Source organism: Noviherbaspirillum autotrophicum (assembly GCF_000818395.1).
GTDB lineage: Bacteria > Pseudomonadota > Gammaproteobacteria > Burkholderiales > Burkholderiaceae_D > Noviherbaspirillum > Noviherbaspirillum autotrophicum.
Window position 1 is genome coordinate 4,824,737 of record NZ_JWJG01000028.1, and the last position, 22,675, is coordinate 4,847,411.

22 protein-coding genes are annotated in these 22,675 nt (G+C 64.0%); 8 read left to right on the plus strand and 14 right to left on the minus strand.

What is annotated here, in order from left to right:
• Positions 1-50 precede the first annotated feature (50 nt).
• From TSA66_RS23740 to TSA66_RS23755, 4 genes are all read right to left on the minus strand, one after another.
• The gene (locus tag TSA66_RS23740; RefSeq protein ID WP_040042944.1) at positions 51-815 is read right to left on the minus strand and encodes an HAD family hydrolase; all 765 of its coding nucleotides are present in this window, start codon (positions 813-815) and stop codon (positions 51-53) included.
• On the minus strand, positions 803-1,720 hold the full coding sequence (gene cbbX / locus TSA66_RS23745; RefSeq protein WP_052452559.1) for a CbbX protein: 918 nt from the start codon (positions 1,718-1,720) through the stop codon (positions 803-805). Before cbbX ends, TSA66_RS23740 begins: the two co-directional genes overlap by 13 nt.
• Before the next feature lie 65 nt (positions 1,721-1,785).
• The gene (locus tag TSA66_RS23750) at positions 1,786-2,205 is read right to left on the minus strand and encodes a ribulose bisphosphate carboxylase small subunit (protein WP_040041802.1); all 420 of its coding nucleotides are present in this window, start codon (positions 2,203-2,205) and stop codon (positions 1,786-1,788) included.
• Positions 2,206-2,224: 19 nt separating this feature from the next.
• Positions 2,225-3,697 carry a form I ribulose bisphosphate carboxylase large subunit gene (locus TSA66_RS23755; RefSeq protein WP_198358888.1) on the minus strand — a complete coding sequence of 491 codons (1,473 nt, stop codon included), beginning with the start codon at positions 3,695-3,697 and terminating at the stop codon, positions 2,225-2,227.
• Between the two features lie 131 nt (positions 3,698-3,828).
• On the opposite strand from TSA66_RS23755, the gene TSA66_RS23760 reads away from it, so the two are divergent.
• The gene (locus tag TSA66_RS23760) at positions 3,829-4,740 is read left to right on the plus strand and encodes a LysR family transcriptional regulator (RefSeq protein ID WP_040041803.1); all 912 of its coding nucleotides are present in this window, start codon (positions 3,829-3,831) and stop codon (positions 4,738-4,740) included.
• Between the two features lie 54 nt (positions 4,741-4,794).
• Here the strand turns inward: TSA66_RS23760 and TSA66_RS23765 are convergent, their stop codons facing one another.
• The 3 genes from TSA66_RS23765 to TSA66_RS27210 form a co-directional block, all read right to left on the minus strand.
• A complete protein-coding gene (locus tag TSA66_RS23765; RefSeq protein WP_198358889.1) occupies positions 4,795-6,462 on the minus strand; it encodes a tetratricopeptide repeat-containing response regulator in 1,668 nt (555 codons plus the stop codon).
• A 129-nt stretch (positions 6,463-6,591) separates the two neighbouring features.
• Positions 6,592-7,146, minus strand: a complete 555-nt coding sequence (locus tag TSA66_RS23770) for a hypothetical protein (RefSeq protein ID WP_040041804.1) — start codon at positions 7,144-7,146, stop codon at positions 6,592-6,594.
• Complete coding sequence (locus TSA66_RS27210) at positions 7,146-7,301, minus strand: hypothetical protein (protein WP_157691772.1); 156 nt, start codon at positions 7,299-7,301, stop codon at positions 7,146-7,148. The genes TSA66_RS23770 and TSA66_RS27210 overlap by 1 nt, the downstream gene beginning before the upstream one ends.
• Positions 7,302-7,439: 138 nt before the next feature.
• On the opposite strand from TSA66_RS27210, the gene TSA66_RS23775 reads away from it, so the two are divergent.
• A complete protein-coding gene (locus TSA66_RS23775) occupies positions 7,440-9,782 on the plus strand; it encodes a PAS domain-containing hybrid sensor histidine kinase/response regulator (protein WP_052452561.1) in 2,343 nt (780 codons plus the stop codon).
• A 60-nt stretch (positions 9,783-9,842) separates the two neighbouring features.
• On the opposite strand, the gene TSA66_RS23780 is transcribed toward TSA66_RS23775, so the two are convergent.
• From TSA66_RS23780 to TSA66_RS23800, 5 genes are all read right to left on the minus strand, one after another.
• Positions 9,843-11,279, minus strand: a complete 1,437-nt coding sequence (locus TSA66_RS23780; protein WP_040041805.1) for a dihydrolipoyl dehydrogenase — start codon at positions 11,277-11,279, stop codon at positions 9,843-9,845.
• Positions 11,280-11,379: 100 nt separating this feature from the next.
• A complete protein-coding gene (locus TSA66_RS23785) occupies positions 11,380-11,832 on the minus strand; it encodes a pyridoxamine 5'-phosphate oxidase family protein (protein ID WP_040041806.1) in 453 nt (150 codons plus the stop codon).
• A gap of 86 nt (positions 11,833-11,918) precedes the next feature.
• Entirely contained in the window at positions 11,919-12,617 is a 699-nt protein-coding gene (locus TSA66_RS23790; protein WP_040041807.1) for a hypothetical protein, read from the minus strand.
• A gap of 194 nt (positions 12,618-12,811) precedes the next feature.
• The gene (gene folE / locus TSA66_RS23795; RefSeq protein ID WP_040041808.1) at positions 12,812-13,381 is read right to left on the minus strand and encodes a GTP cyclohydrolase I FolE; all 570 of its coding nucleotides are present in this window, start codon (positions 13,379-13,381) and stop codon (positions 12,812-12,814) included.
• A gap of 24 nt (positions 13,382-13,405) precedes the next feature.
• Positions 13,406-13,621 (minus strand): hypothetical protein, encoded by a 216-nt coding sequence (locus tag TSA66_RS23800; protein WP_040042949.1) that lies wholly within the window; start codon positions 13,619-13,621, stop codon positions 13,406-13,408.
• A gap of 370 nt (positions 13,622-13,991) precedes the next feature.
• Here TSA66_RS23800 and rpoD point away from each other — a divergent pair, with 370 nt between their 5' ends.
• Both rpoD and TSA66_RS23810 read left to right on the plus strand, forming a co-directional pair.
• Entirely contained in the window at positions 13,992-16,496 is a 2,505-nt protein-coding gene (gene rpoD / locus TSA66_RS23805) for an RNA polymerase sigma factor RpoD (protein WP_084200065.1), read from the plus strand.
• A gap of 179 nt (positions 16,497-16,675) precedes the next feature.
• Positions 16,676-17,143 (plus strand): hypothetical protein, encoded by a 468-nt coding sequence (locus TSA66_RS23810; RefSeq protein WP_040041809.1) that lies wholly within the window; start codon positions 16,676-16,678, stop codon positions 17,141-17,143.
• Here TSA66_RS23810 and TSA66_RS23815 read toward each other — a convergent pair whose 3' ends face one another.
• Positions 17,144-18,229, minus strand: a complete 1,086-nt coding sequence (locus TSA66_RS23815) for a serine hydrolase family protein (RefSeq protein WP_157691773.1) — start codon at positions 18,227-18,229, stop codon at positions 17,144-17,146.
• 126 nt (positions 18,230-18,355) lie between these two features.
• Between TSA66_RS23815 and TSA66_RS23820 the strand changes: the two genes are divergently transcribed.
• The 3 genes from TSA66_RS23820 (at position 18,356) to TSA66_RS23835 (ending at position 21,693) form a co-directional block, all read left to right on the plus strand.
• A complete protein-coding gene (locus tag TSA66_RS23820) occupies positions 18,356-19,033 on the plus strand; it encodes a response regulator transcription factor (RefSeq protein WP_040042952.1) in 678 nt (225 codons plus the stop codon).
• Positions 19,030-20,439, plus strand: a complete 1,410-nt coding sequence (locus TSA66_RS23825) for a HAMP domain-containing sensor histidine kinase (RefSeq protein WP_052452563.1) — start codon at positions 19,030-19,032, stop codon at positions 20,437-20,439. The genes TSA66_RS23820 and TSA66_RS23825 overlap by 4 nt, the downstream gene beginning before the upstream one ends.
• Positions 20,440-20,922: 483 nt before the next feature.
• Complete coding sequence (locus tag TSA66_RS23835) at positions 20,923-21,693, plus strand: ferredoxin--NADP reductase (RefSeq protein ID WP_040041811.1); 771 nt, start codon at positions 20,923-20,925, stop codon at positions 21,691-21,693.
• Between the two features lie 67 nt (positions 21,694-21,760).
• Here TSA66_RS23835 and TSA66_RS27930 read toward each other — a convergent pair whose 3' ends face one another.
• Positions 21,761-22,105 carry a hypothetical protein gene (locus TSA66_RS27930; protein ID WP_232429533.1) on the minus strand — a complete coding sequence of 115 codons (345 nt, stop codon included), beginning with the start codon at positions 22,103-22,105 and terminating at the stop codon, positions 21,761-21,763.
• Positions 22,106-22,238: 133 nt separating this feature from the next.
• On the opposite strand from TSA66_RS27930, the gene TSA66_RS23845 reads away from it, so the two are divergent.
• A complete protein-coding gene (locus TSA66_RS23845; RefSeq protein ID WP_040041812.1) occupies positions 22,239-22,658 on the plus strand; it encodes a ProQ/FINO family protein in 420 nt (139 codons plus the stop codon).
• Positions 22,659-22,675: the final 17 nt, after the last annotated feature.

Here is a 22,675-nt window from a genome sequence, read left to right on the forward strand (position 1 = left end):
TTTGTTGTTTTGTCTTCATCACCCTGCATCCGCTGGCCTAGAGGTGGCCCTCAGCTCACCTCGAACAGCACGCCCTCGTGCCAGCGCCGCAACGCCGGCAGGTCGACCCAGCGCTGGTCGGTGCCCGCCAGGCGCTGCACCATCGGCTGGTCGGGATCGCCCAGGTGCGGCAGCACCAGCAGCGCGCCGTCGAAAGACTGCATCGCGGTGTAGGCGGTGGGCGTAACCAAGGTCGGCACGCCGGCCGCCATGGCGGCGCGCAAGCCGTTCTCGGAATCCTCGAACGCCAGGCAGTCGGCGGCGGGCACGCCGAGCGCTGCAAGCACTGCGAAATAGACGTCCGGCGCCGGCTTCTTGTTCGGCACCACGCCGGCGTCGCAGACCGCGACGAAGTACTTGCGCCAGTCGGCTCCGAGCGGCGTGCGCAGCAAGGCGTCGATGTTGACCGGCGTGGTGGTGCTGGCAATCGCCATCGGCACGCCGGCGGCATACGCCTCGTCGATCAGGCGCTCCATGCCCGGGCGCAGCGGCAGCTTGCCGCCTTCCACGCGCGCTTCGTAATGCTTCGTCTTGATGGCGTGCACCGCGTCCAGGGTGGTCCTGACCCGGCTGTTGAGCTCGGCGCCCGGATTGCATGTCCGCCAGTAGTGCGCGATGCGTTCCTTGCCGCCGGCCACCTGCAGCAGCCGGGTGTACGTGTCTTCGTCCCAGTGCCAGTCCAGGCCGGCTTCCTCGAACGCGGCATTGAAGGCGCGGCGGTGCGCGTCCTCGGTATCGGCAAGCGTGCCGTCGACATCGAAAATCAGGGCTCGCAACATGCTTCCTCCTGTTTCAGGGGTTGGTCGGTTGAGGGATGAAACACCCGGCTGGCAAGCAGGTCGGCGGCGGTGATCGTGATCAGCGCGGTGTCATCGACCGCGCCCTGCTCGCCCAGCAGGCGCGACGCGTGGCGCAGGCGCGCGCGGTCAAGGGCATTGCGCACGCTGCGCGCATTGGCGAAATGCGGCAGCCGCATGCGCCGTTCCAGGTAATCGGCAAACACTTCGGCGGCGGCGTCATCGAAGCGGTACTGCACCGATGCCAGCATCAGTTCGGCGATTCTTTCGAGCTCGTCGCGCTGGTAGTCCGGGAAATCGATGTGGTGCGCGATGCGCGACGACATGCCGGGATTGGATTCGAAGAAGCGGTCCATGCGGTCCTTGTATCCGGCCAGGATCACGACCAGGTCTTCACGGTTGTTTTCCATCACCTGCAGCAGGATCTCGATCGCTTCCTGCCCGTAGTCGCGCTCGTTCTCGGGCCGGTACAGGTAATAGGCTTCGTCGATGAACAGCACGCCGCCCATCGCCTTCTTCAGCACTTCCTTGGTCTTGGGGGCGGTGTGGCCGATGTACTGCCCGACCAGGTCATCGCGCGTGACCGCGACCAGCTGGCCCTTGCGCACGTAACCCAGGCGGTGCAGGATTTCCGCCATGCGCATGGCTACCGTCGTCTTGCCGGTGCCGGGATTGCCCGTGAAGCACATGTGCAGGCTGGGGGCGCCTGCCGCATATCCGCGCTCGGCGCGCAGCTTGTCGACCAGCAAGAGCGCCGCGATATCGCGGATGCGCGCCTTGACCGGGGCCAGGCCGATGAGCTCGCGGTCCAGCTGCGCCAGCAGCTCGCTGATGCCGGAACTGGCGAGGCGGTCGGCGACGGGGTTGGTGAGACTGGATGACATGTGTTCGACTCCATTCGGCTCAACGGTGACGCTTCCGGCTCCCGCAGGCGGGACGCGAAAGCCGCTCAATAGCGCGCCCCTTCCGGGCCCTTACTCACTGCATAACTCTCGGTGCTGTAGCGCAGCGTGCGCCCCGGCGCCTCCTGCCGCACCAGCCTGAAGCCCGGCTCGTCCTGCGGGCGGTGGACGATGAACGACAGCACCACCGATTCCACCGTATGCGTGGCATCGAATGCGGCGACGCGGATGTAATGGTTGGGGAAAGTCTGGCGGCAGTTCCTGATCTCCATCAGGATCCCGGCGGCGTCGCGCAAGTCGAACATCGGATTGCCGAACATTTCCCAGTACGTATTGCGCGGATGTGGATCGTCGGTGTATTCGATGCCGACCGCCCACCCCTTTCCCAGGCAATAGTCGAGCTGCTTCGTGATTTGCTCGTCGCTCAGGTCGGGCAGGAAGGAAAAAGTGCCTTGTGTAATGCGCATGGTGTCCTCTTGTAATGGCTCAGGCAACGGATGGCGTCGGCACGAAGTCCGACGTATCGGTCGACGTGTAGTTGAACGTGACCTCGCCCCAGGTATCGAGCGCGGCCTGCAGCGGACTGCACCACTTGGCGGCGTCGCGCAGGATCTGCGGCCCCTCGCTCTTGATGTCGCGCCCTTCGTTACGCGCCAGCACCATCGCTTCCAGCGCGACGCGGTTGGCGGTGGCGCCGGCCTGGATGCCCTGCGGATGGCCGATGGTGCCGCCGCCGAACTGCAGCACCACGTCGTCGCCGAACAGGTCGAGCAACTGGTGCATCTGGCCGGCATGGATGCCGCCGGACGCCACCGGCATCACCTTGCGCAGCGCCGCCCAGTCCTGGTCGAAGTAGATGCCGCGCGTCAGGTCCACCGTAGTCCGCGCATCGCGGCAGACGTTGTAATAGCCCTGCACCGTCAGCGGGTCGCCTTCCAGCTTGCCGACTGCGGTGCCGGCGTGGATATGGTCGACGCCGGCCAGCCGCATCCATTTCGCGATCACGCGAAACGACACGCCGTGCGTCTTCTGGCGGGTGTAGGTGCTGTGCCCGGCGCGATGCAGGTGCAGGATCATGTCGTTCTGGCGGCACCAGTGCGACATCGACTGGATCGCGGTGTAGCCGACCACCAGGTCGATCATGACGATGACGGAGCCGAGCTCCTTGGCGAACTCGGCGCGCCGGTACATCTCTTCCATGGTGCCGGCAGTCACGTTCAGGTAGCTGCCCTTGACTTCGCCGGTGGCGGCCGACGCCTTGTTGACCGCATCCATGACGAACAGGAAGCGGTCGCGCCAGTGCATGAACGGCTGCGAGTTGATGTTCTCGTCATCCTTCATGAAGTCGAGGCCGCCCTTCAGGCCCTCGTACACCACGCGCCCGTAGTTGCGCCCGGACAGTCCGAGCTTGGGCTTGGTGGTCGCGCCCAGCAGGGGACGGCCGAACTTGTCGAGCCGCTCGCGCTCGACGATGATGCCGGTCGGCGGGCCGGCGAAGGTCTTCACGTAGGCGACCGGGAAGCGCATGTCTTCGAGGCGCAGCGCCTTCAGCGGCTTGAATCCGAATACGTTGCCGATGATCGACGCCGCCACGTTCGTGATCGAGCCCTCCTCGAACAGCGACAGGTCATAGGCGATGTAGGCGAAGTACTGGCCGGGATTGTTCGGCACCGGCTCGACCCGGTACGCCTTGGCGCGGTACATGTCGCAGGCGGTCAGGCGATCGGTCCAGACCACGGTCCAGGTAGCAGTGGAGGATTCGCCCGCCACGGCGGCGGCCGCTTCGATCGGCTCCACGCCATCTTGCGGCGTGATGCGGAACACCGCCAGGATGTCCGTTTCCTTCGGGGCATAGTCGCCGTCCCAATAGCCCATCTGGGCGTACTTCAGCACGCCCGCCGCGTAGCGTTTCCTGGAATCGGTGACCTGTGCCAGTTCATTCATGTCGTTGCGCCCCATCCCGTTCTCCTGGTTCCGGACTATGCCGATTGTTAATCATTTGATAATCTGTGCGTTTCACTATATCGACGGCCGACCATCAGGTCCAATCAGGATTCGTTTTACTTTCATCAGTCACGGCTTATACGTTGATGCGCAGATACACCCTTCGCCAACTGGACATTTTCCTGACGCTCGCACGCGAGCAGTCGGTGTCGCGCGCCGCCGAAAAGCTGCATGTGACGCAGCCGGCCGTATCGATGCAGCTGCGGCTGCTGGAAGAAGCGGTCGGCGTGCCGCTGTTCGAGCAGGTCGGCCGACAGATCCGGCTCACCGATGCCGGCGAGGATTTCCGCCGCTATGCGGGCGCGGCGATGGCGCAGTTCAAGGAACTCGACGATGCGATGGCGCAGCGGGTCGGCATGAAGCAGGGCCGCATCGAACTGGCGGTTGTCAGCACCGCGAAATACTTCGTGCCCATGCTATTGGTGAAATTCCGCAAGCGCTTTCCCGGCATCGACATCGCGCTGCACGTTCACAACCGCGACATCATCACCGGCATGCTCGCGCGTAACGAAGTCGACCTCGTCGTGATGGGGCGCGCGCCCGCCAGCCTCGAATGCTGCGCGACGGCCTTCGCCACCAATCCGCTCGGCGTGGTGAGCGCGCCGGAACATCCGCTGTCGCGCAGGCGGCGCGCGCCGCTGTCCATCCTGGCCGATCAGGAGTTCGTGGTGCGCGAAAAGGGCTCGGGCACGCGCCACAGCATGGAAGGCTTGTTCAAGGAGCACGGCATCGAGCCGCCGGTTGTGATGGAAATGCCAAGCAATGAAACCATCAAGCAGGCGGTGATGGCGGGCATGGGGCTGGGCTTTCTTTCGCTGCGCACGGTGCGCCACGAGCTGGCGGCCGGCCACCTGACGCTGCTCGATCTGGAGGGCTTGCCGCTGATGCGCCACTGGCATGTGACGCACCTGCAGTCCAAGCGGCTGTCGCCGGCGGCGCAGGCATTCAAGACATTCCTGATCGAGGAAGCGGGGCCGCTGGTGAACTTGTGGGCGTGATCGAGGGAAGTGACGAGGGGAGTTGCGCCGCCGTGCGCGAGGGCGGCATGGCCTTCACTGGGAAAAACCGCTCCAGGCGCGCACGTGCGATTTCGCGCTCATGTGTTCAAACGGGATGCTGTACTTCTTCAGCGTCGCCCGGTACCGGTCCGACAGCTCGCCCAGGCGCGCATGGCCAGGAGCCAGGCGGCGCGCATTTTCGATATGCCGGTGCGCCTGCGCGCCCAGCTCGTCATCCCACCCGGCATGGTCGATGCAGGCGAGCACGGCAGCCGCCGCATTGAGCGCCACTTCCGGATTGTCCGCCATCTTCTGCGCGGCCCGCGTCATGAGTTCCACCGCGCCCTGATAATCGTCCTGCGCGATCTTCGCCTCGCAGGACGCGGCCAGCTCGGCCGCCTGCTGGCGGCTCTGTTCGGCCAGGCTCTGGCTCAGGTCCTGGCGGCCGGCGCGCTCGAGCGTGGCTGCGGCGCGCGCCATGGAAAGATCGTCGGCGGCATTGTTCATCACGTCGAGCATGAGCATGGCCGCGTTTTCCTCCATGCCGTTGTTCAGGCAGCTCTGCGCCAGCACCATTTTCACCTCGTTCGACAAGCCGGCATTGTCCTGGTACGCCGCAATCGCGGCTTCCAGCCGTTCCAGCGCGCGCTCGGTTTCGCTGTTGTGCTCATGGATCAGCGCGGAGGAAATGGCGCCGCACGCCTCGGTCTTTTTGAAGTCGCTCAACGATTTTCCGAGCTCGTGCACGATCGCGCCGGCTTCCTGCACGCGGCCCTTGCCGAGCAGGGCCTGCACCAGATGCACATAGTCTTCCGGATCGCGGAAGCGGGAGTGGCGGATCTTGCCGGCCACCTCCTGGAATGCCGCGAGCGCCGTGTCGACATCGCCGATCTCCAGCGCCAGCCGGCCGAGCTTGCGCAACCGGCGCACCGTGTGCGGCGCCAGCGCCACCGCCTCCGCCAGCACCTGCTTTGCCTGCGCCAGGCGGCCGCTGGCCTCGTGCACCCGGGCCAGGCAGTCATAGGCTTCCCACAGCTTGCCGTTTTCCTGCAGCAGCGCGGTCAATATCTCTTCGGCTTCGCCGAGGCGCCGCTGCATGTGCAATGCCTTGGCCAGGCCGAGCCGCGCCCACTCGGCCGCCTTGGTCTGGACCAGCTGCCCGTACAGCAATTCCGCCTGCACCGGCTGACCTTGCTGCAGGTACAGGCCGGCGCGCATGAAGCGAAAGTCGAGCGCATAGCGCCGCGACCTGGCCTCGCCCTGCTCGCAGCGGGCGATCGCCTGCAGCAAGTCGCCGTGTTCCATGGCGCGGTATACCGGCATGAAGAGCGCACGCTTTTCCAGCGCGCGCCCGACCCGCTCGAGCAGCGACTGGGCGGTAAACGGCTTCAGGAGATATTCGTTCGGCGCCAGCTCCAGGGTGCTGATCACCTTGCCCTGCCCGCGCTCGGCAGTCACCATCATGAACAAGGTCGTCAGCGGCAGCAGGCGGTGCCGGCGCAAGTCTTCCAGCAGCTGCTGGCCGTCCTGCCCCTCGCTCAAGTCGAATTCGCACAGGATGATGTCGTACGACCTCTTCTGCAGCATGCCAATGGCGGTGCTGGCACGCATCACATGTTCGATGTGCGTGATCCCGCATTGCGTGAAGATGTTGTGCAGACTGGTCCGCACGTTGGTGCTGGGCTCGATGAACATAACCGTCAGCGCGCTAATTTCGTCCATGATCCCGACAATGAAACAAGCAATAACAGGAAAACAAGGCGCCGGCGCCATGCGCCGGCGGGTTCATCGAAATCTTACTGCGTAGCGATGAGTATTGCCATGTGAAAATTCGCCGCGACAGTCCGGCGGCTACTTCCGACCGTCGTAATAAAACGAGCCCCCGTCCCAGACGATGATGTCGCGCCCGCCGGTGTGCTTAGGATCGAGACCGACCTTCCACTGCCGGTTCTCGACGGTGTCGATCAGGACGATCGGATAGCCGGCATCGTCGCTGCGCGTCCAGCGCCCCGCCTTGCCGCCGTAGGAAGCCCACACATAGGTGCCGTTCGGCTTGATGATGAGGTCGCCGGCCGACACGCCGGCGCTCACATGCAGCCAGTCATAGCCGCGGTAGCCGCTGGGCGAAGTCCAGACCGCGCCCGGGGCGCGGGTGCGCCAGACGCCGAAGTAGTCGTCGAGGCTGGCGGGCGCCATCTCCGCCGCGCGCTGCCGCTGGTCGTTGCGCGCCGCCGTCGCGGCCGGCGGCACGTACGGCTTGACCTCGTCGGCGACGAACATCGGCATATCCCCGTTGGGGCAGGTGCGCACATTGTCGGCCACGCGCTGCTTGCCGCACAGTTGTCCTGCCGTCGCCTGCAGCGACAGCAGGGCGCCGCAGATGCCCAGTACCAATTTGGCTTTCATTATTCTCCCTCCCATGATTGACGTTGAAAAACGGCGGTCACATTTTCCAATGCCGCATGCCTGGCCGCAACCTTGGCGCTGACCGGCATGGTCAAGCGACGCATCGTTTTACGGAAAGAACGCCAAAACAATGAACAAAATGACATCAATGCCAATACGCTTTCCTCCGCATGTCGCCGTAACGTGCATCTTGCGCGCACGTTCCAAACAAGGCCGCGAAAAACCGGTTAACATGACATCTTGTTGTCCTTTGGAGAATACGCCGGAGGAACAATTGATGATTCGCCCTGCCCATGACCAACGCCAACCTCACCGCCGCCCAACTGAATGGCATTCTCAGCATCGCTGACGACGCCATCATTTGCGTCGACGGCAAGCAGAGAATCATCCTGTTCAATCAGGGTGCGGAGCGGGTATTCGGCTGGAGCGAACAGGAAGCGATCGGGCAACACCTGCATATGCTGCTGCCGCCGCGCTACCACGCGGACCACGGCAGGCACATCGAGAGCTTCGACCGTTCCGGGCAATACGCGCGCAAGATGGCCGAGCGCCGCTCCATCTTCGCCATCCGCAAGGACGGCACCGAGTTTCCGGCGGAAGCATCAATCTCCAAGCTCAATGTCGACGACGGCGTGATCCACACCGTGATCCTGCGCGACATCTCGGCGCGCAAGGCGTACGAGCGCGAACTGCACGATGCCAAGGAAAAGGCGGAAGCCGCGATGCAGGCCAAGAGCATGTTCCTGGCCAACATGAGCCATGAAATCCGCACGCCGCTCAATGCCGTCATCGGCATGACCAGTCTCTTGCTCAACACGCACATCGACGAAGAGCAGCGCGATTACGCGGAAACCATCCGCGCATCGAGCGAGGTGCTGCTGACCATCATCAACGACATCCTCGACTACTCCAAGATCGAAATCGGCAAGCTCGACATCGAGCGCCAGCCATTCGACCTGCGCCGCTGCGTGGAAGAGTCGCTCGATCTGCTGGCCTCGAACGCCTCCGAGAAAAACATCAACCTCGCCTACTTCATCGACGACAGCGTGCCGGCGGCGCTGGTGGGCGACGTGACCCGGCTGCGCCAGATCCTGGTCAACCTGCTGTCCAACGCGATCAAGTTCACCCATCACGGCGAAGTCGTGGTGTCGGTGTCCGCTTCCCGGCTTATCGAGCCGCGCCACGAAATCCAGTTTTCGGTGCGCGACACCGGCATCGGCATTCCGCAGGAACGGCTGTCCGAGCTGTTCCAGGTGTTTACCCAAGTCGACGCGTCGACCACTCGCAAGTATGGCGGCACCGGACTGGGGCTGGCGATTTCCAAGCGGCTGGCCGAGGTCATGGGCGGCACCATGTGGGTCGAAAGCACCGTCGGCAGCGGCTCGACCTTCTACTTCACGATCCAGGCCGACGCCTCCGGTTCGCAATGGGCGCACAGCTTCCTGCAGGAGCGCTCGTCGGCGCTGGCCGGCAAGCGCGTGCTGATCGTCGACGACAACAGCACCAACCGCCGCATCCTGGTCAAGCAGGCGCTCTTGTGGGGCATGGTTCCGTCGGCCGCGGCATCGGCAATCGAAGCGATGGATTTCGTGCGCCACGGCCATGCGTTCGACGTCGCCATCCTCGACATGAGCATGCCGGAAATGGACGGCCTCGGGCTGGCGCTGGAAATCCGCAAGTACCGCGATCCGCAGGCGCTGCCGCTGATCATGCTGACCTCGGTGTCAACCCGGCCGCGCGACGTGCAGATGACGAAGATTCAGTTTTCCGCCTACCTGAACAAGCCGATCAAGCCGACCGCGCTGTTCGATGCGCTGCTGCATGCCATGCAGATCGAGCCGCGCCAGTCGCAATCGACGCGCACGCCTTCCGGCAAGCTGGCCGAGACCCTGCCGCTCAACATCCTGGTCGCGGAAGACAACACCGTCAACCAGAAGGTGGTGCAGCAGCTGCTGGCGCACCTGGGCTACCGCGCCGACGTGGTGGCCAGCGGCGTCGAGGTGCTCGACGCGCTCGAGCGGCAGAATTACGACGTGGTGCTGATGGATGTGCAGATGCCGGAAATGGATGGCTTGGAAGCCACGCGCCGCCTGCGTGCGCGCTTCGGCGACGGCCCGCCGCGGGTGATCGCGATGACCGCCAATGCGATGCCGGGCGACCGCGAAAAATGCCTGGCCGCCGGCATGAATGCCTACATCTCCAAGCCGGTGGAACTGGACGACATCCGCAACGTCCTCACCTCTGTGGCCGGCGCGGCAGCGAGCGAGGAAAGCGGGGAACACGACGTCATCATCGACCGCCGCCGCATCGACCAGCTGGCGGAGCTGCAGGACGAAAACAACCCGACGCTGCTGTCGGACATCGTGCGGCTGTTCATCAACGACTCGCCCAAGCACCTGGACAACATCGCCAACGCGCTGGCGGCCGACAGCGCCGAAGAACTGGTATCGGCCGCCCACCGTTTCCTGTCGAGCATCGAAAACCTGGGCGCGCAACGCATGCGCAAGCATTGCATGGAGCTCGAGCGGCTCGGACGCGAAGGCACGCTAGCCGGCGCGGGGGCGATTCTCGACGGCCTGCGGCGCGAGTTCGACGTGGCGCGCCAGCACCTGGTCGGACTGATCACGTCCGCCTGACGAGACTGACGAGACTGACGAGTGGCGCGGCGGCGACGGCCGCCCCACCGCATTCGGGGATTACATGCCGGGCGTGCAGTCGGTGCAATGTTCGATCTCCGGCTCCCCCTTCAGCAGCTTGTCCTGCGCATCGTGCAGCGCGCTGCGCAATCCCTCCTCGATGACCGGGTGGTAGAACGGCATTTGCAGCATCTGCTCGACCGTCATGCCGCTGTGGCAAGCCCAAGCCAGCAGATGCGCCAGGTGTTCGGCGCGCGGCCCGGCCATTTCGGCCCCCAACAGGCGGCCCGAGCCATGCTCGGCATACAGCCGCAGCAATCCGCGATTCTGCAGCATCACCCGGCTGCGCCCCTGATTGTCGAACGACACCGCCCCCACCGCGAAGCTGCCCGGCCGCAGGCTGCGCCAGCCTTGCCCGACGCTGGCGAGCTGTGGATCGGTAAATACCACGGCAAGCGGTGTGCGCCGCAGCCCGGGTCGCACATCCGGATACCGCCCCGCGTTGTCGCCGGCGATGCGCCCCTGGTCGATCGCCTCATGCAGCAGCGGCCTCTCGTGGTCGGCGTCGCCGGCGATGAAAATAGAGCTGTCGCCGCACTGCATGGTATGCGGATCGAACAGCGGCAGCCCGCGCGTGTCGAGCGCAATGCCGGTACGCTCGAGGCAAAGCGCTTGCAGATTGGGCACGCGCCCGGCCGCCGCCAGCAGGAATGAAAACGACTCGCTGCGCTCGCTGCCGTCGGCGCCGCGCGAGCGGATCCGCACCTGCGCCCCATCGCGCCGCACGTCGAGCAATTCCGTGTTCAGGCGCAGGTCGAGCTCTTGCCGGAATGCCCCGGTGGCGACGTCAAGCACGGCCGGGTCGGACAGCTGCGCGACGTTGCCGCCGCGCCCGAACAACGCCACCCGCACGCCCAGCCGCTGCAGCGCCTGCCCGATTTCGAGCCCGATGATGCCGGTGCCGACCACCGCGACCGACTCGGGCAGATCCTCCCACGCGAAGACGTCGTCGTTGACCACCAGCCGCTCGCCGGCTGCGGCCAGCTGGGGCAGTATGTAAGGGCTGGAGCCGGTCGCGACGACTACGCTGCGCGCCTGCACGATGGTGTGCTCGCCGACTTGCAGGCGGGCGGCGTCGAGAAAACGCGCGCAACCGCGCAACAGGTCGCCCGGGTCGATGCGGTCGACGCCGGCGACGACATACCCGACGAAGCGGTCGCGTTCTGAACGCACCCGCGCCATCACGGCGCGGCCGTCGATGCGCGCCGCGCCGGGGTGCACGCCGAACTCCGGCGCCGTGGCCATGCCATGCGCCGCCTCCGCCGCTGCGATCAGCAGCTTGCTGGGCATGCAGCCCACTCGCGCGCAGGTGGTGCCGTAGGGCCCGCCCTCGATCAGGACCACGCGCTTGCCGTGATGCGAGCGCGCCGCCTTGTAGGCGGTCAGGCCGGCGCTGCCGGCGCCGATGACGGCGACATCCACAGTCATCTGGTCCATGTGCGCCTTCTTGCGACGAAGCTGCCGAACGGCGCTGCGCTATCCGCCGGGCCGGGCAACGCCTCGCGCAGCGCGCAGCGTCTTACCCCGGGTGAGCGCTTCACGGTGCCGTCACCAGATCGGTATGGCCGAACCCTTTTTCATAATTGAGCACCGAAATCACCTGCGGCGTGATCTTCAACAGGACGATATTGGTGGCGAGGTCGGACTGCGCCCATTCCGAGATTTGCGGGTACCGCTTGAGCATGCACTCGGTCGCACGCTTGATTTCTTCGGAATCGGCCAGGATCTCGGCAGTCGCGCCCATCGACACGCCCTTGATCTGGTTCCAGTCCTTGTAGTCTTCATTAATCGTGAGCGACACCTTGTTGCAATGGCGGATGTTGTTCGCCTTTTGGCTGTCCTTGCCGATGCCGACGTAAATAGTCAGTCCGTCGTTGGCATAACTGACGGTGGTGGCCTGCGGGTAGCCATCCGGCCGGATGGTTGCCAGGGTCAAATCCCTGGCATGTTCGATGATGCGCTGTACGAAATCCCTCGTTGCCTGATCCATGGCCACCTCCTTCGCAATCCGAGCCTGCGTCCAATGAGGCTCTTATTGTGCGATCGCGAAAGGGGCGCGGTTTGACTTCGGTCTAGCTATCTAAAGGACTTGTGCGCCGCGACCGTCAGCGTGGTGCCGGTGAGATCGATTGCCTTGATGGAAATGCTGCCGAAACTTGCGCCGGAAGCGTCGCCCTTGACACGGATATTGTCGAAATTGATTTCGCCGATCGAACTGGGCATGGACAGCGTGATCGAGCCGTCCGGATTGACCTTCGACTTGGCGCGCGCCGGGTCGTACACTACATCCTTGATCGTGGTGTCCGCTTCCAGGAAATCGAGCACCGGATTCATCGCGCTCACCAGCTTGCCGAGCGTCTTGACGCCCGCGTCTTTCGACCTGACCTGATGCAGCAGGCTGTCGTCGAGCCCCTGGGCCGCGATTTCACCGAGGTCTTCCTCGCTCAGCGCCAGCAAGCCGCTGCGGCCCTCCTGGCCGGTCGTTTGCACACTGATCGGCGCCGCGGGCGCAGGCGCGACCGCCAGCGCCTCGAGCGGCGCGAACAAGGCGGCGGCGAGCGCGGCGGCCAGGCGCAGCTGGCGCTGCTTGCGCAATGCGCGCTCGATATGGTGCTGAGTAAGAAGATTCCACTCGGCGAGAATGTCGCCCAAGCGCTGGCCCGTCTTGCGCTGCTGCGCAATCGCCTGCGCCAGTTGTTCTTCGGAGATCAGCTTTTGCCTGACCAGAAGCTGGCCCAGCAGCGATTTTTCGTGGCTTTGCGAAAACCAGCCCATGTTGCCCGCCTTTCAATGGAAGCGAATGGCGCGCTGCGGCGCCTAGGATTTGCGGCAACTGCCGCATGCATGATTCATCTTAATTGATGGAAACCATGCCTCCAAGCAACAAGGTCTGCGATGTCAACAAGTAGTAAAGCGGCCGCCTTCCAAGTAATTAAAGAGGCCGATTAAAGAAGTCGGTGGCAAGGCGCTTAATCTTTCTCTCTTGCCAATGCGAGGAATTCGGTCCGCAGCGGGAAGTTGGTCTGCATTTCGCCCAGCAATGCCGACGTCACCGTTTCCTGGCCGGGCGTGCGAATGCCGCGGCTTTCCATGCACATGTGGCGGCAGCGGATCACCACGCCAACCGACAAGGGCTGCAAATGCGTCATCAGCGCCTCGGCGATCTGGATCGTGAGCCGTTCCTGCACCTGCAGCCGTTTGGAAAAGCATTCCACCAGGCGGGTCAACTTGGACAGGCCGACGATGCGTCCGTTCGGCGTGTAACCGACGGTGGCGCTGCCGAAGAATGGCGCGAGATGATGCTCGCAATGGCTGTAGACGGGAATGCCGCGCACCACGATCAGTTCATTGTATTTTTCGGCGCCATCCTCGAACACTTTCAGGATATCGGCCGGGTCCTGGCCATAGCCGGACGTCCAGTGCTTCCAGGCGCGGTCGACGCGCTCCGGCGTATCCTGCAATCCCTGGCGCTGCGGATCCTCGCCGATATGGCGCAAAAGGCGCCGCCAGTCATCCGCTGAAAAATTATTGTCATCCATGTTGAACTCCCTGGCACAGGGCCGTTAATGGTGGTGCGCCCAGTTGCCATCGGCCGAGGCAAGGTAGGATTCGACGGCATCCTTCTGGCCGGTCGCATGGCGCATCACTTCGCCACAGGTGCAGATGCCCTGGTACGGCTGGATATGGGAACAGGCGGAGACTTTTTGCAGAAATACCGTCACCGGCTTCGAACATTTCGTGCACTTGAATGTCAGTGTACGTGATGGCTTTTTGCTCATACCTTCCTTCATTGATTGAACGTGACAACACAGCATTCGCCATTATCGCCTGAAGACGTTTCGGCTGCCTGTGGCTGGACGGCTGTTGTAAAGCAGGACATTGATGTAGCGCGTAAGTCTTTTTGCAAAGAGCAATATATAATACGCACCCCCTGCTCTACTGGCCGCAATGGACATGGATACAGGAAGGCTGCCTTCGGATGGTTTCATCTTGTGGCAGCAAAACGATTTGCCTCGAAATTGATCAACATTATTATCCCCAGCAAGTAAGACCGACGCACCAGAAACAGCATGGCGCCCGTTGCGCCGCTGAATTCGCATGGCTGTCATGACCCCATGCAGTGCGCCGCATCTTGCATTGATTGAAGCAATGACCAAACCCGTTAAAAAGCTGACATTAACTGCTAAGACTGCCAAGCCGGACGCGACGCCGGCCGACGTCGGCATGGCGCGCACCATCGAACACGCTGCAGACGCGCTGCAACCGCCGACCAAGGTGACCGTCGTAACCAAGCGTTCGCGCCTGCTGTCGGCCGCCAAGGAAACGGTCGCGCCCGATGTGGCTGCGTCCGACGTTCCGGCTGCCGGCAACGCGCCGGCGCCAAGCGCCGAGCCAGCCGCGTCCGAAGCAGCCAAGCCGAAAGTCGTCGTGGTGCGCAAAGCCGCGTCCAGGGCCATGGCCAAGCCGGCGCCCGAGCGCAGTGCGCCGCCTGTCGCGACCGCCACTCCCGCCGCCCCTGCTGTCACGGCGGCGCCGTCGGCACCAGTGACGAAGGCCGCACCGCGCCAGGAAAAGCCGGTGGCCGAGCCGACTGTGCCATTGGCCGAGATCGACACTTCCGGCTACACGCTGCCGGCGGTGAAGGTGCCGGGCCGACGCGGCCGACGCCCGTCCGAATACCAGCCGGAGCACGACGAACTGGCCGCGGTCAACGCGGTGGAACGCGCCGAAATGACGGCGGCGTCGCGCGCGCGCAAGAACGCCAGCACCGGCATGAGCGCGGAAGACATGGAAGTGCGGCGCAAGCAGATCACGGCGCTGGTCAAGGCCGGCAAGGAACGCGGCTTCCTGACCCATGCCGAGATCCACGACCATCTGCCCGACGATTCGACCAACCAGGATACGCTCGACAGCGTGATCTCCACGCTGACCGACATGGGCATCGCCGTGTACGAACAGGCGCCCGACGCCGAGACGCTGCTGTTGTCGGATAACGTCGTGTCGGTCACGGACGACGACGCGGAAGCGGCGGTCACCACCGCCCTGTCCAGCGTCGACGCCGACTTCGGCCGCACCACCGACCCGGTGCGCATGTACATGCGCGAGATGGCGACGGTGCCGCTGTTGACGCGGCAGGGCGAAATCGAGATCGCGCAGCGCATCGAAGCCGGCTTTACCGACATGATGCAGGCGGTGTCCGCCTGCCCGGCCGCGATCGCCGAAATCCTGGCCCAGGTGGAACGCATCAGGAAGGAAGAAATCCGCATCGACGATGTGGTCGATGGGCTGGTCGACCCGAACGTGTCGGACGAGGCCGTCACGGCGGTCAGCACTGCGGCCGACGAGGAAGACGACGAGGAACTCGATGACGACGCCGCCGATGACGAGGAAGACAGCAGCAGCGGCAGCGGCGCGGCCAGCCTGTCGGAAGAACAGCTGGCGCAGCTGCAAAAGACCGCCCTGGAGCGGTTCGCGCTGATCGCGGCGCATTTCGACAAGATGCGCGCGGCGGCCGAACAGGAAGGCAGCCAGTCCGCCGCCTACCGCGAAGCGCAGCAGGCAATCACCGCCGATCTGCTCGGCATGCGCTTCACCGCCAAGGTGGTGGAAAAGCTGTGCGACATGCTGCGCTCGCAGGTCGAGGAAGTGCGCCGTCTGGAACGGCAGATCCTCGACATCGTGGTCAACAAGTGCGGCATGCCGCGCGAGCATTTCATCAAGGTTTTCCCGGGCAACGAAACCAACCTGGCCTGGGTCGATGCCGAAGCCGACAGCGGCAAGGCTTACGCCGTCACGCTGCGCCGCCACATTCCGGCGGTGAAGGAATACCAGCAGCGGCTGGTCGACTTGCAGGCGCGCGTGTCGCTGCCGCTGGCGGAACTGCGCAAGATCAACAAGCAGATGACGACCGGCGAGATGAAGGCGCGCAACGCCAAGCGCGAAATGGTGGAAGCCAACCTGCGCCTGGTGATTTCGATCGCGAAGAAATACGTGAACCGCGGCCTGCAATTCCTCGACCTGATCCAGGAAGGCAATATCGGCTTGCTCAAAGCGGTGGACAAGTTCGAATACCGCCGCGGCTACAAGTTCTCGACTTACGCGACCTGGTGGATCCGCCAGGCGATCACGCGCGCGATTGCCGACCAGGCGCGCACGATCCGCGTCCCAGTGCACATGATCGAAACCATCAACAAGATGAACCGTATCTCGCGCCAGATCCTGATGGAGACCGGCTCCGAGCCGGATGCCGCGACGCTGGCAAAGAAGATGGACATGCCGGAAAAGAAGGTGCGCGAAATCCTGAAGATCGCCAAGGAGCCGGTATCGATGGACACGCCGATGGGCGACGACGGCGATTCGCAGCTGGGCGACTTCATCGAAGACGGCTCCACGCTGTCGCCGGCCGACGCCGCGATGCATACATCGATGCGCAACGTGATCCGCGACGTGCTCGATTCGCTGCCGGCGCGCGAAGCGAAGGTGCTGCGCATGCGTTACGGGATCGACATGGCGGGCGACGCCACGCTCGAAGAAGTCGGCAAGCAGTTCGACGTCACGCGCGAGCGCATCCGCCAGATCGAGTCGAAGGCGATGAACAAGCTGCGCCACGCCTCGCGTGCGGACCGGCTCAGGACTTTCCTGGAAAGTAATTAAGGCCGGCTCTGCCAGTGCTGAAACGAAGGCCGTCTGCCGTCAAGGCAGGCGGCCTTTTTTATTGCAAGACAAATCCTCAGGTCACTCGCCCCATAGCCAGGCGGCGCCGCGAGCCGATAAAATGACGGCCAACGACATTGCCGCGTAACGATGCGGTGCACCGAAGGCGGGAGGAAACCATGCATGCCATTCTTAAAGTCGCGTCCGCCGCTGCGCTGGCGCTGTTGTCCCAGGCCAGCGCCCATGCATTCGACCTGATCACCGAGGCCGAATATCGCCAGGAAATGGCGGCGCAGGCGAACGGCGTGCGCGAGATAAGGCGGCGCGCCTTGCCGGCGCCGGGCGCGCCCCGCATCGAAGTGCTGGCGCCGAACACGCAGGGCAGCGTCGCGCCGCCGTTCGACATCCGCGTGAAATTTGTCCCGGAGAATGGCGCGCAGATCGTCGCCGATTCCTTCAAGGTGTTATATGGCATGTTCGCCATCGACATCACGCAGCGCGTGATGCAGGCCGCCCGCTTCGAAAACAACGTGCTGCGCATCGAGAAGGCCAACATCCCGGCCGGGAAACACCGGCTGACGCTGAAGATCATGGATAACCAGCAGCGCGAGGCGCAACAGGAGCTGTCGGTCGTGGTGGCGAACTAATCACGCCCCGCCCGCCAGCGCCGCCAGGAATGCCTTCCTGATCTGCCGTCCGCACTTGACCGACACGCCGTAGGCGACCGGCTGCGTGTCATGCCGCGACAGGATGCCGTAGTACTTGCGGTCCGGCGTAATCCACGGATAGAAGCCGAACTTGCCCGGACTGGAATAGGCATCGACGCTGCCGTTGCCATGTTCCGATTCCACCCAGTAGTTGTACGCATACGACCACGGTTCGCCCAGCGCCTGGATGGGCGAATACGCGACCTGCGAGGCACAGGTCAGCGGATCGGCGCAGACCGCATCCTCGCCCAGATGCGCGCCGATGACCAGCTGCAGGTTCATCAGCTTGCGCAGGAATTGGGCATAATCTGCCGCGCTCGCCTGCAGCCCGCCGGCAATGAGCGGATCGAGCGGCGCCATGTTGAAGCCGCGGCCCAAGCCCAGCGTCGCCTGATACTCCTGGTCCAGCTGCTTCGAGGTGAAATTGGCCATGCCCAGGTCGACCGTCGCCAGCTTCTGGTCGTGGCCGCCGTCGTAGTCGAAGCGCCCGACCGTATTCGGGTCGGGCGCGCTGATGTTGCCGGCGGCATTGCAGGCGCCGACCGTGGTCTTGCCGATGCAGGCATCGTCGTTGAACCCGGTATAGCCGGACAAAAAGCGCAAACCGTCGCGCAGTGTCGGGTCGGCGCGCACCTGGTCGATGCCCTTCTTTTGCAGCACGTAGGCACCGAACACCCATTTCGATGCCGATGCAATGCCGAAGTGCGACGTCGCGGTGACCGAGCCACCGCCCTCGGAATGGGAGACCAGGGGGGTGGCACTGGTGGCGTCGCCAATTTCCCAATAAAAATCCCCCAGCGCCGACGTCGCGCATAAAGGGTCGGTCGCTGCCGCCTGTTTTGCAGCAGCGACTGCCTTGTCCATGGCCGGCGCCGACGTCGACGTGCCCGGCTGCGTCGTCAGCGCGGCATTGTCGGCCGGCGCGGGTTCGGTCCCCGAGCCGCCCCCGCCGCATGCGGCAAGCGCTAGCGCCGCGGTTAGGGATGAGACGGCGCCGGCATGTGACAAGCGTGATAAACCTCGCATTTCCTGCTCCATAAGATATGGTTCGATGCGCTCACTCTAGCCAGCAATCCTGTAATTTTTATGGAAACCGCCGTGGCGCCGATTGAGCGTGGCACAATGCCGCGAAGATTCTCCGTCACCATTCCCATGAACCGACCCTACCAGGTGCTGCTGGTCGAAGACGATCCGCTGATTGCCAAGACGCTGGCGATGAGCCTGCGCTACGAAGGCTTCGAGCTGTCGCTCGCGGCCACCGTGCGCGAGGCGTTCGACGCCCTGGCGGAGCGGCGCTTCGACATGGCAATGCTCGACGTCGGCCTGCCCGACGGCAGCGGCATCGACTTGTGCCGCGATCTGCGCGCGCGCGACGCCGGCCTGCCGATCCTGATGCTGTCGGCGCGCACCGACGAAGCCACCGCCGTGGCGGGCATCGAGGGCGGCGCCGACGACTATATCCGCAAGCCCTATGGCTTGAAGGAACTGACGGCGCGCATGCTACGCCTGCTGCCGCGGCAGCGCCAAGAAAGGCAGACGGCGGCCTTCGGCCCGGTGCGCATCGATCCGCAGCGGCGCGAGGCCCACGCGGGCGACGTCGTGCTGCAGCTCGGGAAAAAGGAATTCGACATCCTGCTGCTTCTGGTGCGTGCGCAGGGCGACGCCGTCACGCGCGAGCAGATCCTGGACATGTTCGACGACAGCAGCGCGATCTACGACCGCACCATCGACTCGCACCTGAGCCATTTGCGCAAGAAGCTCAAGGACGCCGGCGCGGCGGTTCGCATCTCGGCGATTTACGGCGTCGGCTACCGGATGGAGGCGCCATGAGCCGCGCGCTGTGGCTGCGCTTTCTCGGCGCCAGCGTGTTCTTTGCGCTGGTCCTCAGCGCGCTCGACCTGTTTCTGGCCAAGGAAGTCGCCGGCAGCGCGAGCGACGACGTGCAGCACAGCGTCTATCTGTTCGTCGCCCGCATCGTCGAGGAACAGCCGTACGCGCAATCGGTGCGGCGCGTGGCCAGCCTGGGCGCCGAATCCCCGGCGATGCCGCTGCAGCTGTGGGTGGTATCGGCGTCGGGCCAGGTGATCGCCGCCAGCGCCGCGTACGACCCGCCCGCACGCTTGCGCGCGCTCGCGCGCCCGGCGCAGGTGCATGAGATCGTCAGCTACGGGCGCTTCTTTTCAGGGGGGCCGGCCGGCGCGGTGGTGCGCCTGAATGCCCCTGCACCGACCTACCTGCTGGTCCACAATCCGGGCGTGCCGGGGCGGCACACCTTCCGCACGCTGGGTCTTTTGTTCATTGCCACGGTCGCCGGCGCCATCCTGCTCGGCCTGGCGCTGGTGCTGCTGTACCTGCGCGGCCGCTCGGCGCAGGCGCGGCAAGTGATTGCGCAGATGGAGTCGGGCAACCTGTCGGCGCGCTTTGCCGGCGACCGGCTCGACGCGATCGGCCACCTGATGACGGACTTCAACCGGATGGCCGATGAGATCGAGCGCCTGGTGACACGCCTGCAAACGACCGAAAGCGCACGGCGCGAACTGCTGCAAGAGCTCGGCCATGACTTGCGCACGCCGCTGACCAGCCTGCGCACGGCGATCGAGACGCTGACTGTGCACGGCGAAGCAATGAGCCCCGCCGAGCGGGCGGAATTCTTCAAAGTCGTGAACGGCGAACTGGAATATTTCGGGAAGCTGATCGACGACTTGTTTTTCATCGCCGACATCGACGAGCCGCGCTACCGCAAAATGGCCGAGCGCATCGACATCGAAGCCTTGGTAGCGGCAGAAATCCAGGCAGCACAAGGCAAGGCGGGCGCGCGCGGCATTCGCTTCGAGCTGGACTGCGGTCCGGCCCGGCCGATGGTCAGCGGCGACGCCTACCTGATCGCGCGGCTGTTTCGCAACGTATTCGACAATGCCACGAGATTTGCCACCTCGCGCGTGCGCGTGGCAATCCGCGTGCATTCCGGCGCGGTCGCCGGCGTAGTCGAAATCGCAGTCGAGGATGACGGCCCCGGCATGGCGCCGGAGGCCATCGCCGCATTCGGGCAGCGGCGCAGCCGCCGCGTGCCGGCGGGCGCCGGGCAACCCCATGTGTCGCTCGGCCTGGGGTCCGTCATCATCAAGGCCATCGCCGCGCTGCATGACGGCCAGCTCCAAATCGAGAGCCATGCAACCGATGCCGCCATCGCGGGTACACGCCTGACGATCACCCTGCCCTGCGCTTCCTGCGAATAGCGGCCTCGGATTCGGCGCCGCGCCCCTGCGATCGGCTATTAGCATATCGCCAAAATATCTATATGCAGCACCGGGGGCCGCATGGAGTTCGGAAAGTACTCTGCTATAGTTCAGGGTTTGAGCCGCCCCGCCATACCGGCCTCCCGGCATGGCCGCCGGAGTTCACGCTGCATCAGGCTTTCCGCCTGCTCGACCCGGTCCCGACCCGCCGCTGCGCCGCTTGCGCAAGCCGGCAACCGAGAATGATGTCGAGCGATCCCGCATTGAACCGATCAGCAAAATGAGCCAGCCGCTCCAAGCCAGCGGCGGCCGCCGGCGCGGCATTAAGCCGTGGACGCGCCGGCATCGGCGCGCATTCGGACGGAATTAATGCTTTGATAATGGACGTGATGCTGTGCAGCACTTTGTCCGCGACGCACTGCTCCGAAGGCTTTAAAATAATCATCTATTTGAAATATTCTTTTAGCTTCTGAAAGGCGAACCATGAGTAATATGTTTGAAGCCAAGGTGTTGACGGTGCATCACTGGACCGACCGCCTGTTTTCCTTCACAACGACGCGCGACACCAGCTTCCGCTATCAAAGCGGCCAGTTCGCCATGATCGGCCTGCAAGTCGACGGCAAGCCGCTGATGCGCGCGTACAGCATGGTAAGCCCTCACTACGAAGAAAACCTCGAATTCCTGAGCATCAAGGTGCAGGACGGTCCGCTGACCTCGCGCCTGCAAAACATCCAGCCGGGCGACACCATCCTGGTCGGCCGCAAGGCATCGGGCACCCTGCTCACGCAAAACCTGCTGCCGGCCAAGCGCCTGTACCTGCTCGGCACCGGCACGGGTCTCGCGCCGTTCATGAGCATCATCCAGGACCCGGACGTGTATGAAAAATTCGAAAAGGTCGTGCTGGTGCACGGCTGCCGCCAGATCCACGAACTGGCGTACCAGGAGCGCATCACCGATTTGCCGAACAATGAATTCTTCGGCGAGATGGTGTCGGACAAGCTGGCCTATTTCCCAACCGTGACGCGCGAGCCATTCAAGAACCAAGGCCGCATCCCGACCCTGATCGAAAGCCGCAAACTGTTCGAGGAACTCGGCCTGCCGGAACCGGACCTGGAAAACGACCGCTTCATGTTGTGCGGCAGCCCGGCGATGCTGAAGGATACCGTCGCTGTGCTGGAAAGCTTCGGCTTCAAGGAAGGCAACATGAGCCATCCGGGCCACTACGTGATCGAGCGCGCGTTCGTCGAGAAGTAACCATACCGACCGCGCCCGGCACCAGGGCGCACCCGGGGCGGAAAGGCGCAACGTCTTTCCGCCGCAGTCAGCTGCCGGGCAACCCCGGCCTTGCGCAGCGCGCGTCCTTGAATGGGCCGCCCGCCTTTTCCCATTCTCCCTGCATGACCTGGGCGCACACGACTGTGCCGTTGAGCTTGCTGCGCCACTTGTACCAGGCAGCAGGCGCCGCGGCGGCAGAAACAACCGCCATCGCGCCAAGCGCAAACGTCCAGTATTTCCTCATCATGATTCCCCTGTCGGCACAAAGCGCAAGCCCTATTTGGCGGCGCAGTGTATTTTGTACGCACTGCCGCACCGCAAGCAAGCGCTTGGGCCGAGCCGCCTTTTGCAGGGCGTTGACCGGCGACGCCGGCACCACGTCGTTTTTCATCGGAAATCGATCTGACGGCCTGCCGGCGCCCTGGCATTAGGGCTGGTCATAGCGCAGTGAGGTCAGGAAGGACTGGCGGGCGTCATCGTGGTATTCTCTCGCCCCTACGAGCTTTATCTTCCAATCATTGTCGATGACTATGCCTGCCTCCGCTTCCAACGCAGTCAATGCCGCGCGCGCATTGCTGAAACAGATTCAAGAGAATTTTCCGGTCTTCCACGAGAATAAGCCGCTTGCCATCGGGATTGACAAGCAGCTTTTTGCGCAAATGCCGGAAGTGGACAAGAAGACCTTGCGGATCGCGCTCGGCCTTCATACCGGCTCAACGCGGTATCTGAAATCGATGGAAAAAGCCGTGTCCAGATTTAACCTAGATGGCAGCTCCGCCGGCGACGTCGACGACGCCCATCGCGCACATGCGGCCGAAACGCTGCGTGCGCGATTCAAGAAAGCGGCGGAACTGAAAAAGGCGCAGCAGGAAGCGCTCAAGGCCGAGCGCCAGCATGCGGAGAAATTGCGCCAGCTGGCCGAGAAATTCTCCCCGCGCCACTGACGCCTAGGATGATGCGA

Excerpts from the sequence above, each read along its gene's own strand:
- TSA66_RS23825 (WP_052452563.1), top strand. The coding sequence starts at position 19,030 with ATGAGCCGCGCGCTGTGGCTGCGCTTTCTCGGCGCCAGCGTGTTCTTT.
- TSA66_RS27930 (WP_232429533.1), bottom strand. The coding sequence starts at position 22,105 with ATGAAAAACGACGTGGTGCCGGCGTCGCCGGTCAACGCCCTGCAAAAG.
- TSA66_RS23760 (WP_040041803.1), top strand. The coding sequence starts at position 3,829 with ATGCGCAGATACACCCTTCGCCAACTGGACATTTTCCTGACGCTCGCA.
- TSA66_RS23765 (WP_198358889.1), bottom strand. The coding sequence starts at position 6,462 with ATGGACGAAATTAGCGCGCTGACGGTTATGTTCATCGAGCCCAGCACC.
- folE (WP_040041808.1), bottom strand. The coding sequence starts at position 13,381 with ATGGATGACAATAATTTTTCAGCGGATGACTGGCGGCGCCTTTTGCGC.
- cbbX (WP_052452559.1), bottom strand. The coding sequence starts at position 1,720 with ATGTCATCCAGTCTCACCAACCCCGTCGCCGACCGCCTCGCCAGTTCC.
- TSA66_RS23775 (WP_052452561.1), top strand. The coding sequence starts at position 7,440 with ATGACCAACGCCAACCTCACCGCCGCCCAACTGAATGGCATTCTCAGC.
- TSA66_RS23790 (WP_040041807.1), bottom strand. The coding sequence starts at position 12,617 with ATGGGCTGGTTTTCGCAAAGCCACGAAAAATCGCTGCTGGGCCAGCTT.
- TSA66_RS23780 (WP_040041805.1), bottom strand. The coding sequence starts at position 11,279 with ATGGACCAGATGACTGTGGATGTCGCCGTCATCGGCGCCGGCAGCGCC.
- TSA66_RS23820 (WP_040042952.1), top strand. The coding sequence starts at position 18,356 with ATGAACCGACCCTACCAGGTGCTGCTGGTCGAAGACGATCCGCTGATT.
- rpoD (WP_084200065.1), top strand. The coding sequence starts at position 13,992 with ATGACCAAACCCGTTAAAAAGCTGACATTAACTGCTAAGACTGCCAAG.
- TSA66_RS23845 (WP_040041812.1), top strand. The coding sequence starts at position 22,239 with ATGACTATGCCTGCCTCCGCTTCCAACGCAGTCAATGCCGCGCGCGCA.
- TSA66_RS23815 (WP_157691773.1), bottom strand. The coding sequence starts at position 18,229 with ATGCGAGGTTTATCACGCTTGTCACATGCCGGCGCCGTCTCATCCCTA.
- TSA66_RS23770 (WP_040041804.1), bottom strand. The coding sequence starts at position 7,146 with ATGAAAGCCAAATTGGTACTGGGCATCTGCGGCGCCCTGCTGTCGCTG.
- TSA66_RS23835 (WP_040041811.1), top strand. The coding sequence starts at position 20,923 with ATGAGTAATATGTTTGAAGCCAAGGTGTTGACGGTGCATCACTGGACC.
- TSA66_RS23755 (WP_198358888.1), bottom strand. The coding sequence starts at position 3,697 with ATGGGGCGCAACGACATGAATGAACTGGCACAGGTCACCGATTCCAGG.
- TSA66_RS23800 (WP_040042949.1), bottom strand. The coding sequence starts at position 13,621 with ATGAGCAAAAAGCCATCACGTACACTGACATTCAAGTGCACGAAATGT.
- TSA66_RS23785 (WP_040041806.1), bottom strand. The coding sequence starts at position 11,832 with ATGGATCAGGCAACGAGGGATTTCGTACAGCGCATCATCGAACATGCC.
- TSA66_RS23750 (WP_040041802.1), bottom strand. The coding sequence starts at position 2,205 with ATGCGCATTACACAAGGCACTTTTTCCTTCCTGCCCGACCTGAGCGAC.
- TSA66_RS23810 (WP_040041809.1), top strand. The coding sequence starts at position 16,676 with ATGCATGCCATTCTTAAAGTCGCGTCCGCCGCTGCGCTGGCGCTGTTG.